The 15,809-nt window shown below is 34.0% G+C and carries 13 protein-coding genes; 1 reads left to right on the top strand and 12 read right to left on the bottom strand.

Annotated features, from left to right (window positions below; genetic code table 11):
• Positions 1-5: 5 nt before the first annotated feature.
• From ITJ86_RS02170 to ITJ86_RS02180, 3 genes are read right to left on the bottom strand one after another with little or no spacing between them, the layout of a single operon-like run.
• The gene (locus ITJ86_RS02170; RefSeq protein ID WP_195869958.1) at positions 6-353 is read right to left on the bottom strand and encodes a four helix bundle protein; all 348 of its coding nucleotides are present in this window, start codon (positions 351-353) and stop codon (positions 6-8) included.
• A 59-nt stretch (positions 354-412) separates the two neighbouring features.
• Positions 413-1,555, bottom strand: a complete 1,143-nt coding sequence (locus tag ITJ86_RS02175; protein ID WP_195869959.1) for a diphosphomevalonate/mevalonate 3,5-bisphosphate decarboxylase family protein — start codon at positions 1,553-1,555, stop codon at positions 413-415.
• 5 nt (positions 1,556-1,560) lie between these two features.
• Positions 1,561-2,034, bottom strand: coding sequence for a DUF1697 domain-containing protein (locus ITJ86_RS02180; RefSeq protein WP_195869960.1), 474 nt, complete (start codon positions 2,032-2,034; stop codon positions 1,561-1,563).
• A gap of 248 nt (positions 2,035-2,282) precedes the next feature.
• Between ITJ86_RS02180 and ITJ86_RS02185 the strand changes: the two genes are divergently transcribed.
• Complete coding sequence (locus ITJ86_RS02185; protein WP_195869961.1) at positions 2,283-4,526, top strand: hybrid sensor histidine kinase/response regulator; 2,244 nt, start codon at positions 2,283-2,285, stop codon at positions 4,524-4,526.
• Here ITJ86_RS02185 and ITJ86_RS02190 read toward each other — a convergent pair.
• The 9 genes from ITJ86_RS02190 to ITJ86_RS02230 all read right to left on the bottom strand — a co-directional run bounded on the left by ITJ86_RS02190 (position 4,493) and on the right by ITJ86_RS02230 (position 15,726).
• Complete coding sequence (locus ITJ86_RS02190; protein ID WP_195869962.1) at positions 4,493-5,710, bottom strand: BaiN/RdsA family NAD(P)/FAD-dependent oxidoreductase; 1,218 nt, start codon at positions 5,708-5,710, stop codon at positions 4,493-4,495. The two genes, ITJ86_RS02185 and ITJ86_RS02190, sit on opposite strands and share 34 nt — an antisense overlap.
• Before the next feature lie 53 nt (positions 5,711-5,763).
• Positions 5,764-7,110, bottom strand: coding sequence for a DUF2254 domain-containing protein (locus ITJ86_RS02195; RefSeq protein WP_195869963.1), 1,347 nt, complete (start codon positions 7,108-7,110; stop codon positions 5,764-5,766).
• Between the two features lie 108 nt (positions 7,111-7,218).
• Positions 7,219-8,157, bottom strand: coding sequence for an L-histidine N(alpha)-methyltransferase (locus ITJ86_RS02200; RefSeq protein WP_195869964.1), 939 nt, complete (start codon positions 8,155-8,157; stop codon positions 7,219-7,221).
• Positions 8,158-9,324, bottom strand: coding sequence for an ergothioneine biosynthesis protein EgtB (gene egtB / locus ITJ86_RS02205; protein ID WP_317190608.1), 1,167 nt, complete (start codon positions 9,322-9,324; stop codon positions 8,158-8,160). It abuts the gene before it with no gap.
• An 8-nt stretch (positions 9,325-9,332) separates the two neighbouring features.
• Positions 9,333-10,550: a bifunctional alpha/beta hydrolase/OsmC family protein gene (locus tag ITJ86_RS02210; RefSeq protein WP_195869965.1), complete on the bottom strand. Its 1,218-nt coding sequence runs from the start codon at positions 10,548-10,550 to the stop codon at positions 9,333-9,335.
• 9 nt (positions 10,551-10,559) lie between these two features.
• Positions 10,560-10,841, bottom strand: coding sequence for a DUF427 domain-containing protein (locus tag ITJ86_RS02215; RefSeq protein WP_195869966.1), 282 nt, complete (start codon positions 10,839-10,841; stop codon positions 10,560-10,562).
• Between the two features lie 62 nt (positions 10,842-10,903).
• Complete coding sequence (locus ITJ86_RS02220) at positions 10,904-11,629, bottom strand: flavodoxin family protein (protein WP_195869967.1); 726 nt, start codon at positions 11,627-11,629, stop codon at positions 10,904-10,906.
• 23 nt (positions 11,630-11,652) lie between these two features.
• The gene (locus ITJ86_RS02225) at positions 11,653-13,215 is read right to left on the bottom strand and encodes a protein adenylyltransferase SelO (protein ID WP_195869968.1); all 1,563 of its coding nucleotides are present in this window, start codon (positions 13,213-13,215) and stop codon (positions 11,653-11,655) included.
• Between the two features lie 387 nt (positions 13,216-13,602).
• Entirely contained in the window at positions 13,603-15,726 is a 2,124-nt protein-coding gene (locus ITJ86_RS02230; protein ID WP_195869969.1) for a glycoside hydrolase family 97 protein, read from the bottom strand.
• Between the last annotated feature and the right edge of the window lie 83 nt (positions 15,727-15,809).

A 15,809-nucleotide genomic window follows, 5' to 3' on the forward strand; every position in this document is an offset into this window, starting at 1 on the left:
AACAATTAATCTTTAGATGATTTTACAATACTAACTAATAATCGTAACATTTCCTGCGATTTAGGTTTAAATTTATCAAATTCTTCTTTATTTAAATAATTTGTAGCATACAGTAAATCTATCCAATAATCTGTTTCATTGGCTTCTTTTAGGCTAATTGACATTTTGTTTATAAAGTCTGGTTTACTTTGTGCAAACTCCGCTTCTCTTACGTTAGCACCGATGGATGTACCGGATTTTAGTAGTTGCCTCGACATTACATACTCCTTTTTATTGTAAGCTAATTCTTTATAAACGTTAACAATATCAACTGCAAAATCGAAGCTTTTTTCTTTTATAATATTTGGTTTCAAAATAAATGAATTAAATTAAACTCAGTTAAGATAAGTTTTTAATTCTTCATTATTACTTCTTAATTTTTAATTGGTGTAGCTCCTTTTCCAATTTGATCGCAAATAAAATGCCCGTTTTGGCAATAGTTAGCTAATTCATTCTTAATGAATTGTAAAATAGATGCTTTTTCATTTTCAGGATATAATACATGAACATTAGCTCCGGCATCGAGTGTAAAACACACTTTTGAACCAGTTTTAAGTCTATAAGTCCAAATTTTATTGATGATTTCTAAGGTGTTCGGCTTCATTAAAATAAAATAAGGCATACTCGTCATCATCATAGCATGAAGGGTTAAAGCTTCACTTTCTACAATTTTTATAAATTCATTTAAATCACCTGAAGCCAAAATAGTTTTCAGCTTAGCCAAATTATCATGTGCTTGCGAAAAACGTTCTGTTGCAAACGGATGACCATACATTAATTGATGACCAACGGTACTACTCACTTGTTTTTCACCTTTATCGACTAACAAAATAGTGTCTTGATAATTATTGAAGTTTGAATGTACTTCGCCTTCAAATTTTACTCCGTATAAATCTGAACTTTCAGGAATACTCTCGTTTTGTCCCCAAACAACAAGCTCACCTTCTATGCTTCTGCAGGCGCTTCCTGAGCCTAAACGTGCTAAGAATGAGGCTTTTTGATTGAAGTAAGACTTCTCGACTGCGCTCGAAGCGACATTGTCTGTCAGTATATATTCAATACTCATTAAACACAAAGCAATAGCACTCATACCAGAAGCTGAAGACGCAATACCAGAACTGTGAGGAAATGTGTTTGAAGTCTCAATTTTGAAATGATAATCCTTCAAGAATGGCATATATTTTTCAATGCGCTCAAAAAAGGTTTGAATTTTTGGTTCGAAGGCTTCATTTTTTTTACCTTCAAAATAAACATCGAAACTAAAACCTGTTGTCATCTTGAGCCTGTCGACTTCGCTCAAGACAAGCTGCGTCGAAAGATTCTTCTTTGTATACGTGACTTCTGTAATGGTTTTACAATCTGAAAGTGTGAAACTAATAGACGGATTTTCTGGAATTTGATGTTCCTTTTTCCCCCAATATTTCACCAATGCAATATTACTTGGCGACTCCCATTTTACGGAACCATTTTCTATATTAGAGTTGTATGATTTAAGGATAAAATCTTGTTCAGTCATTGCTTTTAAATATCTGACAAAGATAAGAGTTTTACCATTGTTTTATAGTTTCTGGCCGTAGCATTGACATTAAGTTTTTTTTCGAAGACATTTAAATTAAATTTTGATTGGCCATATCCATTTTCACAGTGCAAATAAATACAATCGTTAAGAATTACATAGTCATCATTTGGGTACCTTTTTTGAGACACCTCTTGTAGTCGCTTTTTATCTGGAATTTCACTCAACAGTATAAAATAGCTTTCAATCTTTTTATTTTCAGCAAATGGACAGTTATTAAAAATAGTGCTTAATTCTTCTCGGGTTTTTACCAAAACTGGCACTTCAAATTCAAAACGGTCTAAAATTGTGTTTTGAATTTTATTTTCTAACACTTTTGCACCATTAGTTGCAGATTGAAAAATAACATTTCCACTTTGAATGTATGTTTTTACGTTTTCAAAACCAGATTTCGTTAATAATTCTCTCAAAACTGCCATCTGCACTTTGTTATGCCCTCCAACATTTATACCTCTTATAAAGTGCTATGTACGCAATCATTAGTTTATTATTGTAACGTTGAAGACACAAATATAACATCAATTTGTATTTAACCACATCACCTCAAAAAACCCCACGAAACACAAATAAATCCGACAAAACGAGTCTTGTTTTATAAATAAAGCGTAGATTTACCGCATTAATAGTCTATACCATGTGTTTCCCCAAATCGAACACTGTTATTATTTTGTTTATAGTCTTAATTACTAATGGATTTGTAGCTAAAGCGCAAGATTCCTTAATAAACATTGATAGCAGTTCTTGTACTTTTGACAGTTACAAACTGGATTTACTCGTTAAAAACGATAGTCTTTATCAAGCCACGATTCTTCTTAATGACGCCATAAGTTTTTCTAAAAAATACAATCTCAAAAATACAGAAGCTATTGCTAGCAATGCACTAGGCAAAGTTTTGACGAAAATGTCTAATTTTAAAAAAGCTGAAAAATACCATAACACAGCATTAAAAATCTTTGATTCTCTACAAAATCAGAAAGGAATAGATCTTTCATATTCGGGTTTACTAAACACATATGTTTCGGGCAAAAATTATCCCAAATTCGATAGTTTATATCCCATAGCGCAAGCCGTATCTAAAACACTAAAAAGTGAAATCTACTTTATAAATCTTGAAAACAAAATAAGAAAAGACTATTACAGTTTTGATAATGCATCTATGTTAGCCTCAAGTACCTTTGGCTTAGACACCTTAAAAAACACTAATTTTGACAGCTTAAATTATTCTAAAAACTATAGAATTAAGAATTTAAAACAGAATTTATTTCAATCTTTTCAATACTTCAATGCCATAGCAGGTATTAAAGTCACTAATTTTAAAGACGCTGATTACGAACCTCTTTTTGCAATTAATGAAAAAGCATTAGAAGCTTCTATTTCTAAGGATGTTAGATCCTACAGAAAATTGGCATCTTTAAATTATTACAAATATTTGTATTACACCAATAGCAAGAAAAATTTAGATTCTGCTAATAAATACCTTTTAAAATCTGATACTTATAAATACAGAGCATTAGATAATGTTGAACAACAAAGCCGTAGAAATGGGGAGCTCGTTTATAAAATTATAAATGCAGAGCAAGAATTAGCGCGCTTACATGAAACCCGTATAAAAGAAGCACAAAACTCACAAATATTCTTAAAAAGTACCATTATTATGAGTGTTACTTTGGCTATAATATTAACCGTTTTTTACTTTTATTTTAAAGCTAGAAAGAATATTGTAACGATTAATAAAGCCTTAAAAGCTTCAAACTCTAAACTTATTTCAATAGATAAAGACAGGCTAGAATTTTTCTCAATACTCAGTCATGAATTACGTACACCAATTTATGGCATAAGTGGTTTAGCAACACTAATAGATCAAGAAAATGATAACATTAAAAAACAGTCGTATTTAGATTCATTAATATCATCAAGCAACTATTTATCTATTTTAATTGATAACATTTTACAAGCAAATAGGTTAAAATTTGAAGACAAGAACTTACGATTAAAACCAGATAAAATAGAAAAAATTGTACGGCATGTCGTAAGTACAATTGCCGTTGCAGCTAAAAATAAAGGTTTAGATCTTCATTTTTATATAGATGAGTCTGACGAACATGAATATGTACTCGTAGATAAAGTAGCTTTTAGTCAAATCTTAATCAACTTGGCATACAATGCGATTAGATACACCAAAAAAGGTCATGTTTCTATTAATGTTTTTGAAAAAAGCCGAACAGATAACGATATTACGTTACGCTTTGAAGTTAAAGACTCTGGTATTGGTATAAAAGAAGAACACCGCTCTGTTGTTTTCAGTGCTTTTGAAAACAAGACGTTTTTAAATAAAAATAGCAGTGGTTCTGGACTAGGACTGTATATTGTAAAGACCTTATTAAAGAGTCATAATTCTGATATCGATTTTACATCGACACCAAACAAAGGGACTTGTTTTTTCTTTGATATAACATTTCAACTCTCATTGGCAGCAAAAAATGAAAGTTCAAGTGCGATATCACCAAAAAGAGACATCCATGTTTTAATCGTTGACGACAACAAAATTAACCTATTAATCACAAAAAAGAACATCGAAAAAATAGAAGGTTACACGTGTCAAACCATATCTAATGGTAGGGAAGCCATATCTATTGTGAAGGAAAAAGATTTTGATCTAATTTTAATGGATATTAACATGCCAGATATGGATGGCTACGAAGTTACGAAACATATAAGAATGTTTAATCCTCATATTCCTATTTTGGCACTGACAGCATTAAACTCTAATGAAATTTCTACAAAAGCTGAAGCCGCTGGTATCGACCAAATTGTAACAAAGCCCTATATTTTTGACGATTTTAAAGCCATTATTACATCTTATGGCAATAAACAAAATCAGTGTAACATTATAGATACTGAAGCAATATAAGCACCTGTCCATGCATTCTGGAAGTTAAATCCACCTGTTACTGCATCTACATTAATAACTTCACCTGCAAAATACAAGTTAGGAATACGTTTACTTTCAAAGGTTTTAAAATTCACTTCTTTTAAGTCTACTCCTCCTGCAGTTACAAACTCATCTTTAAACGTGCTTTTTCCTGTCACCTGAAAAACAGCACTAGTTAATTGATTTGCCAAAGCCTCTAATTGCTGCTTATTTAAATCAGCCCAACGTTTAAAATCTTCAATATCTGACGCTAAAACCAACTGCTTCCAAAGACGTTTTGGTAAATTGAACTGTGTTAATTTAACAACCGTTTTTTTAGCGAATTCCTGTTTATAATCTTTAAGTTGGTTTAAACAGGTCTCAAAATCTAATTGAATAAAATTGATTTCTATTTTAAAATTATAATTCAATTTTGCCAATTCTACAGCCCCAAAAGCTGACAGTTTTAAAATTGCTGGTGCACTCATACCAACATGTGTGATTAACAATGGACCGTTAGATTCTAAATCGGTTCCAACCACTTTAATTTCTACATTTTGTGCAACAACACCTGGAATATCCTTTATACGTTTATCTTTTATATCGAAAGTAAAAAGAGAAGGCACTGGCTGAATAATTGTGTGTCCTAAATCTTCTAATAGATTCCAGATTTTAGGATTGCTTCCTGTGGTAATTAATAGTTTTTCAGATTGAAAACCTCCTTGAGATGTTTCAATTTTAAAGCCATGCTCTAAAGCTTCAATTGATTTTACAGAGTGATTATACAGGACCTCAACCTTATGCTTTTCGGCTTCATGTAAAAAACAATCGATAATAGTTTGAGAAGAGTTTGAAACAGGAAACATTCTTCCGTCTTCTTCAATTTTCAATTCAACTCCCCGTTCTTCAAACCATGCAATAGTATCACCTGTCATAAAACTATGAAAAGGCCCTAAAAGTTCTTTTTCGCCTCTTGGGTAATTTAAAACTAATTCCGACGGTATAAATTCGGCATGCGTTACATTGCATCGTCCACCTCCAGAAATTTTCACTTTTTGCAAGCCTTCTTTCCCACGTTCTAAGAGTGCTACTGATAATTCCGGATGTTGTTCTGCAATGTTAATGGCTGCGAAAAAGCCTGCTGCTCCTCCACCAACTATGATGATATCTTTGTGATTAAACATTAAACGAATTTAGACATGTTAAGGTTTGTTACATAACAGCGCAAATTAGGCAATTAAACTTCAAAATTATGGTCAGATGGATTTACATTTTTAAGTTTAGTAATATATGATTTTATCAGCTCAATATCTCGCTCGTTATTATGATTGTTTAAAGCATCTTTTTTTAGATTGATCACTTCCTTTATGATGGCTTCTTTGTAGTTCTCATTTAATACATTGTTCTGTTGCAATAAATACTTAAACATTATGAATAGTTTTTGAACCACTATAATATCGTGCTTACTATAAGTTCTTAACGCAGCCATAACGTTGTATAGCAATTCTTCATAACTAACCGTATTTATATGAATAAGTGCTTTATCATCTTCATTAAAATAAAAGCTTTGGTCTTTCTTACGCATTCGCAATGCAAATAGTTCTGTAAGGTAATCTATTGCATTAATGCATGTTCCAGGATCATTAATTCCTGGCGACATCGCTTTTAAGGCAATTTCTGTAATTTGTTTAAAAGCAAGAATGTAGTTGTCTTCTATAATTTCGTTATTAGAAAAGGTGATGGTTGCTAAAAGTTCCTCTTCTAACTCCTTATCGTCTTCAATATCATCATTAGCATCATTAACATCGCCTTTATACCTAAGAACAGGAATACCTTCTAAAATATACGCTCCTTTTATGGGAACAATTTCTATTATTAAATTATGATCTTCAGCCAATTCTGCCATGGCTTTTAAACTCACATCTTGCATATAGCCAGTTCTATCAGACATAATAGGTTTCCAGTCTGAAGTGTCCTCAAAACGAGTATCAGTATGTTTTTCGGCTTCTACCAACTTCTCTAGCCGCGCTTTAGATTTTTTAAAAATTTTATCCATTATGGTATTGACTTGAATTTCTTGAGAAATGGAATGAATAAAATAGATAAAAGCTCCTAAACTGAAGGTCATAAAAATAATACCCAATAACACCGAAAAACCTGGCATTTGGTATTTATCACCTTGAGGTGTAATAGATACTAAAGTAAAAATGCAGTAAAGCAATGTGGAATTATAAATTCCTAAAATGATTTGATGCCTTCGATTAGAAATCAATCCTGGTAGCACTCTTGGTGAAAAATTACTTGACGCTTGATTAAGTAGTATCATCACCAATGAAAAGCTAAACACCATAATTGAAATAAGACCTGCAATAAAGGTGGTTAATAAGCTTCTTGCCGTTTCTGTATTATTAACAACTAAAATTGGTGCGTTTTCCACGAGGTATTTAGAAATGCCAATGCTTTCTAAATAGATCATAAAAAAGGCAAAAACCAATCCAAACAGACTAATTATGGATGGATAAAAGGCAATATTACTTTCTAACTTATCTAATGATTTTAGGATTTTGTAGATGTACTTCTTCACGCTTGAGAATTATAAAACTTATTGATATTGAAAAATTTTCAATTCAAGCTTAAGAAACACATTTATAAGCTAATCACTTAACCCATACGCATTAGGTTTTAGTCGGTATCATTTTGTCCACAAACTGTCTGTAAAATAATGCTTACAATCTAAAAAATTGTGCTCCACTGTAAACTCAGCATTATTTGCTAAATCGCTAATCTCTTCTAAGGCATATTTTTTAGACAATTCGGTCCAGATTAATTCATCATAATCAAAATGAATAACTTCGTTTATCGCTTTAAGATGTACCGTTTGCTTTCTAAGACTAACGATATAACTTTTTACATTTCCGGTGATTGGATTGTAATAGCAATAAAAATCGAAATCATCAATTTTAAAATCGGCATCTAACTCACGATTCATTCTCACCAATAAGTTAAGATTAAAACGCTTTGTAATGCCATGCTTATCATAATAGGCATTATGAATAATAATTGGATTTTTCTTTAAATCAAAACCTATTAAAAGCTTATCACCACGTTTCATGTTTTTGTGAAACAGTTGCAATAATTCTTTAGCTTTTTCTTCTAAGTAGTTTCCGATGTTACCACCCAAAAACAATAATAGACTTGGATAATCACTATGTCTATTATCTTTTAATATTTCAAAATAATCCCCCACTTTTGGGTGAATTTTTAGAGCTGGTAATTTCTCTTTTAAGCGTTGTGTGAGAATATCTATAGCTTCTTGAGATATATCAATAGGAATATAATGGAAGTCCACGTTGTTATTCACTAAATATTCTAAAAGCTTAAAGGTTTTAAAACCATCACCAGCACCCAATTCTACAATATTAAAAGGGCCTGAAAACTTTAAGGCTTCAATAATTTGTTTGGATTGCATGGATAAAATCTCAAACTCTGAATTGGTTGGATAATATTCTGGCATATTCATTATTTCTTGAAATATGCGACTGCCATTATCGTCGTAAAAATACTTAGATGGCAAGTGTTTATTTTTGGCAGTTAAGCCTTTGAGCACATCTTTTGCGAAGTTATCTGTCATTTATCTTGCTAATCTAATTCCTGAAAATAGCCAACGCATGTCTGGCTGAAAAAAATTTCTATAAGTCGGCCTACAATGGTTTTTTGAAGTCGCCACTGAGCCACCTCGCAACACCATTTGATTCACCATAAATTTACCATTATACTCACCAAGCGCACCGTCTACTTTAGTGTAATTAGGGTAAGGTAAGTACGCACTATTGGTCCATTCCCAAAGTTGGCCATAATTAAATTGAGGTGATGCCACTTCCCATTCAAACTCGGTGGGTAAACGCATACCTTTCCATTGTGCAAAAGCATAAGCTTCGTAAAATGTAATATGAGTTACCGGTAAATCACCATCAACCTCAACAAAACCATTGAGTGTGTAGTGCATCCATGTCCCATCAACTTTATGCCAATATAATGGTGCTTCAAGTTTATTGTTTTGAACATAATCCCAACCCTCAGCATGCCAATGATTAAAATCGTTATAAGCGCCTGCATCTATAAATTCAATAAACTCTGAATTGGTGACGAGTTGATTTGAAATTTCAAAATCATGAAGATACACTTTATGCCTTCCTAATTCATTATCAAAACAAAAGCCTTCCCCTTTATGACCAATTTGGTAAACACCTTCTTTAAATTGAAGAAATTCTTGTGGTTCATTTTCGGCTTGTAACTGGATTTTATAATCTAAAACCGGAAAAGAAGGTTGATTCCCAAAAATATATTTGATGTCGTAAATTAATAGTTCTTGATGCTGCTGCTCGTGCTGTAAACCAATTTCAATAATATTAAAAATCTCTTCAGAAGTTCCATTAGAAATAAATTCCGAAAGTTGTGTATTTACATAAGCCCTATAATCGAGAACTTCTTGCAACGTTGGTCGTGTCATTAAACCACGTTCAGCTCGCATAACCCGTTTACCTACGTTATTGTAATAACTGTTAAAGTAATAGGCAAAATCGTCGTTAAATACTTTGTAGCCTGCTTTATATTCAGAAAGTACAAATTGCTCAAAAAACCAAGTGGTATGTGCTAAATGCCATTTGGGTGGCGACACAAATTCTGCGGGTTGGATGGATACATCTTCCGCCTGAAGCGATTTACAAATCAGTTCTGTTTGATGTCTAACTTCTAAAAATCGCTCTTTTGAAATGCTATGTTTTGTTATGGTTTCCACGTCTTAATCTATAGTATTTCAGTTTGAAAAATAACTTCACTTGCTATGGTTTTGTGCACAGGACAACGTGATGAAATTTCTTTTAAACGTTGCTTCTGTTCTGCAGTTAAATCACCCACAAACTTTAATTTTTTGCTAATGTGATCTAGGTACTTCGGTTGCTCTAAACCAAGATTCAAATCATCACTGTGTTTCCGTGAATGTGAAATATAAACGAAGACCTCCTTTAAATCCCACTTTTTACGTTCGGCATACATCTTAAGTGTCATTACCGTACATGCGGCTAAAGCTGCATTGAGATATTCATAAGGTGAAGGTCCAAAATCACTTCCTCCAACACTTGCGGGTTCATCTGCAATTAAAGTATGATTTTTAGTTTGAATTGAGGTGGTAAAATTATCTTCTACAATATTAAGATGCCCAACCAATTGTTCGCCTTCGGTATCTAACATTACATTTTCAACTTTAGGAAAATAACGCGATGCCCAAGTCCCAATCATATGACCTACATACTGACTATCTTCTTCCTTAGACAGTAAATGATCTGCACTATCCAAGGTTATAAAACTTTTTGGGTGATGTGCATTTATATATAATTCTTCTGCGTTTTTTATACCTACAATCTTATCGAATGGCGCATGCATAATCAATAGCGGTTTGCGCAAATCTTTAACTATTGTTGGCAAGTCCGTTTTGTCAAATTCTTCAACAAAATCCTGGTTAATTACAAATGGTCGACCACCAATATTTACCTCAACATCGCCTTTTTCTGCAGATTCTTCAACCTGATGCGAGAATAAATGTTTCACATGATTTACGGTTGATGGTGCACCTACTGTAGCAACTGCTTTGACTGTTTCAAGTTTGGAAGCCGCCACTAATACGGCTGCTCCACCTAAGGAATGACCGACAAGTAAACTTGGCGCTTGGTAATGATCCGACATGTAGCTATGTACATCTAACAAATCATCCACATTAGCAGAAAAATGACTATCTGCAAACTCGCCTTCACTTCGACCTAAACCTGTAAAGTCGAAACGTAACACTGCAAACCCATTTTGAGTTAATGCTCTACTCACATTTCTTACAGCACTTAGGCTGCTGCTGCATGTAAAACAATGTGCAAAAATGGCGTAATAATTTGGCTTCTGATTGGCTGGTAATTCTAAATTGGCATTGAGAGTAATGCCTTTTCTATTTTTTATCTTAAGTTTTGTGCTTTTCATTCCCTAATTTTATTCTTCAATGGTTACACCTCTCCAAAAAGCAACATGGTTTTTAATCCCTTTTGCTAATTCTGATACTTCTGGATAAAACCAAGCAGCATCTTTATTTTCCTTACCATCAACCTCTATCGTATAGTACGACGCTGTGCCTTTCCATGGGCAAACAGAGTTTAAGTCACTTGGTTTAAAAAATTCCTTTTTTATACTGTCGTGAGGAAAATAATGATTTCTTTCTATGACTATCGTGTCATTACTTTCTGCTATGACTTTATTATTCCAAATTGCTTTCATCTTTATTGTTTTTTATATTAAATAGAAGCTTTAATCTTGCTCTATTTATGGCCACTTAATTTTTATCTATATTCCGGATTTTCGAAAGACCAATGAGTACCACTGTCCCACGCTTCACGAGAATTACCGTAATTGCTATATCCTTTATTTTCTTTCAATAGTTTTGCTAAGTGCAATAGATTATACGTCATAAATGTGGTATTTCTATTGGTGAATTCCGAGTCAAAACCTACTGGTGGATTCATAGTTTTATCTTTCCATTCGGTATCACCATAACTTGGTCCTGGTCCTACTTCGCCAATCCATCCACAATCGGCTTGTGGTGGAATAGAATACCCGACATGCTGCAGTGAATACAATATTCCCATGGCACAATGTTTTACGCCGTCTTCATTACCCGTTACCATACATCCTCCTACTTTACCGTAAAACACATATTGGCCTTTATCATTCGTTTCTCCACTCATGGCGTACAAACGTTCAATTAGCTTTTGTGCTTCAGACGATTTTTCCCCTAACCAAATTGGTGTTCCTACGATTAAAACATCGGCTTCACTCACTTTTTTATAAATACTTGGCCAGTCGTCTTTCTCCCAACCGTGTTCTGTCATATCTGGATACACTCCTACTGCAACATCATGATCTATAAATCGAACGGTCTCAAAAGACACCTTCTCTTTTTTTAGAATATTCTGAGAGACTTCCATCAGTGTTTCTGTATGACTTTCAGCAGGTGATTTCTTTAAGGTGCAATTGATGTATAATACTTTAAGTTTTGAAAAATCCATAGTTCTGTTTTTTAAATTAAAAATTAAGAGCTGCAACTCAGCATTGAGCAACCGACTTTGTACCGTGCCCACTCTGGGCGTTTGGCAAACCATTTCTCGTGCTTTGGTTGCTCATCGTAAGGTTTTTTTAATACTTTAAATAATTCATCTATCAAACCATAATCGCCCTTATCCGCTTTATCGATCGCTAACTGCGCCATATAATTTCTAAGCACATATTTAGGGTTTACAGCATTCATGTTTTTTTGACGTTCGGAATCTGTAATTGTTTCCTTCTGCAAGCGTTGGTCGTAAGCTTTGAACCAAACTTTCCATTGCTTTAAATTATCTTTTATAATTTCTTCTGGCTTATAAAATGCATTTTCAATAATGTCTATACCATGGTCTGGATTATCTTTTTTGTAACTCGCTAATAATCGGAATGCTATCGTCATATCGGTTTCAGACAACACTAAACAATCTTCAAAATTTTGTATCAGTTTCGCGTCGTCTTCAAGTTCAACTTGTAAGCCTAATTTAGAACGCATCATGTCGAGGGATTGCTTTTCAAAATCAGTCTGGTACTGATTTAAAATCGTTTCAAAAGGCTCGGCTTCTTCAACCAGTGGATAAAGGGCATTGGCGAGCTGCAGCAAATTCCAAAGTCCGATGTTAGGTTGATTACCAAAACGGTAGCGTTTATTCTGTTTGTCTGTAGTGTTTGGCGTCCACCCAAAATCAAAATCTTCGAGCCAACCATAAGGGCCATAGTCTATGGTTAAGCCCAAAATAGACATATTATCCGTATTCATTACGCCGTGAACAAAACCAACGCGTTGCCAATGAATAATCATATCCAGCGTGCGTTGTGTCACCGCTTCAAAAAACTTGATATAGGTGTCTTTTGAAGGGTTACCCAATTCTGGATAAAAGTGTTTTATGGTATAATCGGTTAGCTTTTGAAGATTTTTAATATCATTTCGAGCCGCAAATAATTCGAAATTTCCAAAGCGAATAAAACTAGGCGCAACTCTAGCGACGATAGCGCCTTTTTCGTAATCGGCATTACCGTTGTAAAGCATATCGCGTAACACGTCATCGCCCGACAACATTAAACTTAACGCTCTTGTAGTGGGCACACCCAAATGATACATAGCTTCACTACATAAATACTCACGAATGGAAGAGCGTAAAACCGCCAACCCATCTCCTTGTCTTGAATAGGGTGTTTCACCTGAACCTTTAAGTTGAATCGCCCAACGTTGGTTGTTCTGTTCAACCTCGAATAGATTTATTGCTCTTCCGTCGCCTAATTGTCCGGCCCAATTCCCAAACTGATGACCTGCATAAGCCATGGCATATGGTTTTGTTTTAGGGTAAATTTTAGAACCAGAAAAAATCTCTAAAAAATCGTTTGATTTTATAGCCTCGTCATCTAAACCAATGGCATTTACCATTTCCTTTGAAGCATGAACTAATTTTGGGCTAGATGGAATTCTGGGATTCACATAAGAATGCGTGGCTTCAGATACTTGCCGCCTGTTATTTTCGGTATTAGCATCTGATGGTAGTTCCGTATTAAATGTGTTTTTTATGTTTAGCTGCATTGATTTAATCAGGCATTTGAGTCGTTATTATCGAGGTATCATATTAGCACTGTAATAAACCATTTATTATTACAATTGTTTATAAATATACAATTTCATTTTAACTCATATGCCAGACAATTGATAGCAGACTATAATTATTTAAGCAATAGCCACTAATCAAAATAAGCCAGCCCTTATATCTTAAACCGATGATATTGGGCTGGCTTACTTCTTAAACTGGTTGCGTTTTTCTTTTTTAGTGAATTTTAAACTATTAATACACTAAGAGTAGGTTTCGACTGAGCTCAACCTGACATTGCGGTTAAATTCTGAACCTTAGTTAAAACCGTTTACGAGGCTCTTCTGTAATTCACACTTTTTTAAAATTTTATCTCTAGTTTGCAGTTACTTTTTAATAAAACTCATTGCAAATCCACCACCTTCGGCTAATTTGACACTTAACTTAGAATCCTTTTTAATTGATACTCCTTCAATAGTAATATCTAATGGATTATCGTCCCAATGTGCATTGTCGCCATCTTTATAAATTATAACTTCGTAATCTTGATTGTCTTCTAAAAAATCAAAATTTAAGTCTACCGTTCTAGCGTTTTCATCTGTGATTCCTCCGACAAACCAATTTCCTGTTTCTCTCTCTTTTCTGGCAATGGTGACATAATCGCCAACAACTCCATTTAAAACTTTAGTCGTTTCCCAATCCACACCAACATCTTTTATAAACTGAAGTGGCTCCGGATTCGCTTCGTAATGTTCTACTAAATCGGCTGCCATTTGCACCGGACTATAAATCACCACATACAATGCTAATTGTTGCGCAATTGTAGTATTGACTTGATTGTCTTTTTTATATTCATCAAATTTAATATTGAAAATACCTGGTGTAAAATCTATAGGTCCAGATAACATTCTTGTAAAAGCCACAATTGGCAAATGCTCTGGAGGATTACCACCATCGGTAGCCCAAGCATTAAATTCTTGTCCTCTTAAGCCTTCACGAGAAATTGTATTTGGATACGTTCGTCTTAATCCGGTGCCTTTAATAGGTTCGTGCGCGTTAATCGCGACTTCATATTTGGCGGCTTTTTCAACCGTGTTATTATAATGGTTCACCATATATTGACCATGGTGGTATTCTCCTTTTGGAAGAATCTTTCCTACGTAGCCTGTTTTCACCGTATGCATACCATATTTCTGCATTAATGCGAAGGCTGTATCTTGTTGTTTGGTGTACGTTTCTGTTGCTGCAGACGTTTCATGATGCATAATAATATCAACACCTTTTTCTTTTCCGTAACGGACTACTTCATCAATATCATAATCTGGATAGGTGGTTACAAAATCAAATACACCTTCACGATCTTCAAAACCAATCCAATGTTCCCAACCGGTATTCCAACCTTCCACCAAAACACCACCGATGTTGTTTTTAGCTGAAAAATCAATAAAATTCTTTACGTTTTCTGTGGTTGCTCCATGAGTACCGTTTGATTGTCCGCCATCAGTCCACGTACTCATATCTTGTGTCATTCCGTAATCCCAAGAGGATTTCCCTAAGTGCATTTCCCACCAAATCCCCGTATATTTCATTGGTTTAAACCAAGATACATCTCCAAGTTTATTTGGTTCGTTTAAATTAACGATCAACTTAGATTCAATTAAATCTGGGGCATTATCTGTTATTTGAATGGTTCTCCATGGTGTATGAAACGGCATGGTTCGTTTCACTTTGTAATCCGTATTTTCTGAACCGACTAAATTACTTTTCAGGTTCAAATTTTCAGTATCAACTTTCAATGTCATTCCTGAATAATCGACTAAAGCTGCTTCATGAAAACTTAAATGTGTTCCATCGCTTCCAACCATAGTGACTGGTGTGTTTACGGCGTTTTCTGGAATATAAGTTTGGGCTAAATTCTCGTGATTAGCGAATTGTAAAGCATCAATTTCAGATAGCTTTGTGGTATTATACAAATGCTCGTAAATATCCCAATCCCCAGGAATCCAAAAGGTGTTATAATCTTCTATTAAGTTGAATTCCGTGTGTTCTTCGGTTATAAAAACATCGCCTTTTAATTGGTCTTGCTCTGGGAATTCGTATCTAAACCCAATGCCGTCATCATAAGCTTTAAAAACAATATTTAAAAACCGTTCTGGACTCGTTTTTTCCTGAAGTTCAATCTTTAACTCGTTATAATTATTAACCACATCTAACTGTTCTCCCCAGGGCATTTGCCAAGTTTCATTAAAGGTTGATGTGCTCGTGTTTTTAATTATAAAGTTTTTATTAAACGCCGCAGCATCTTTAAAATCAAAACCTAAATAAGAGGTATCAACAACGGTTTTGTTGTTGAATTTCACTGTATAAAAAGGTCGTCCTTCATTATTGATATTGAAATCAATCACCACTTTTTCATCTGGTGATTTAATTTCTGTGATTTGTTGTTTTTCTGAATTGCATGAGAATAATGACAATGCAATTGCGAGTATTATATATTTTGACTTCTTCATAATCATTTATTTTACTATTAAAATTTACACCCCTAAAGTCCCCTCAAGGGGACAATCTTTCGATTCATCTTAGTCCATTGTCC

It is taken from the genome of Winogradskyella marina, assembly GCF_015645385.1.
Lineage (GTDB): Bacteria > Bacteroidota > Bacteroidia > Flavobacteriales > Flavobacteriaceae > Winogradskyella > Winogradskyella marina.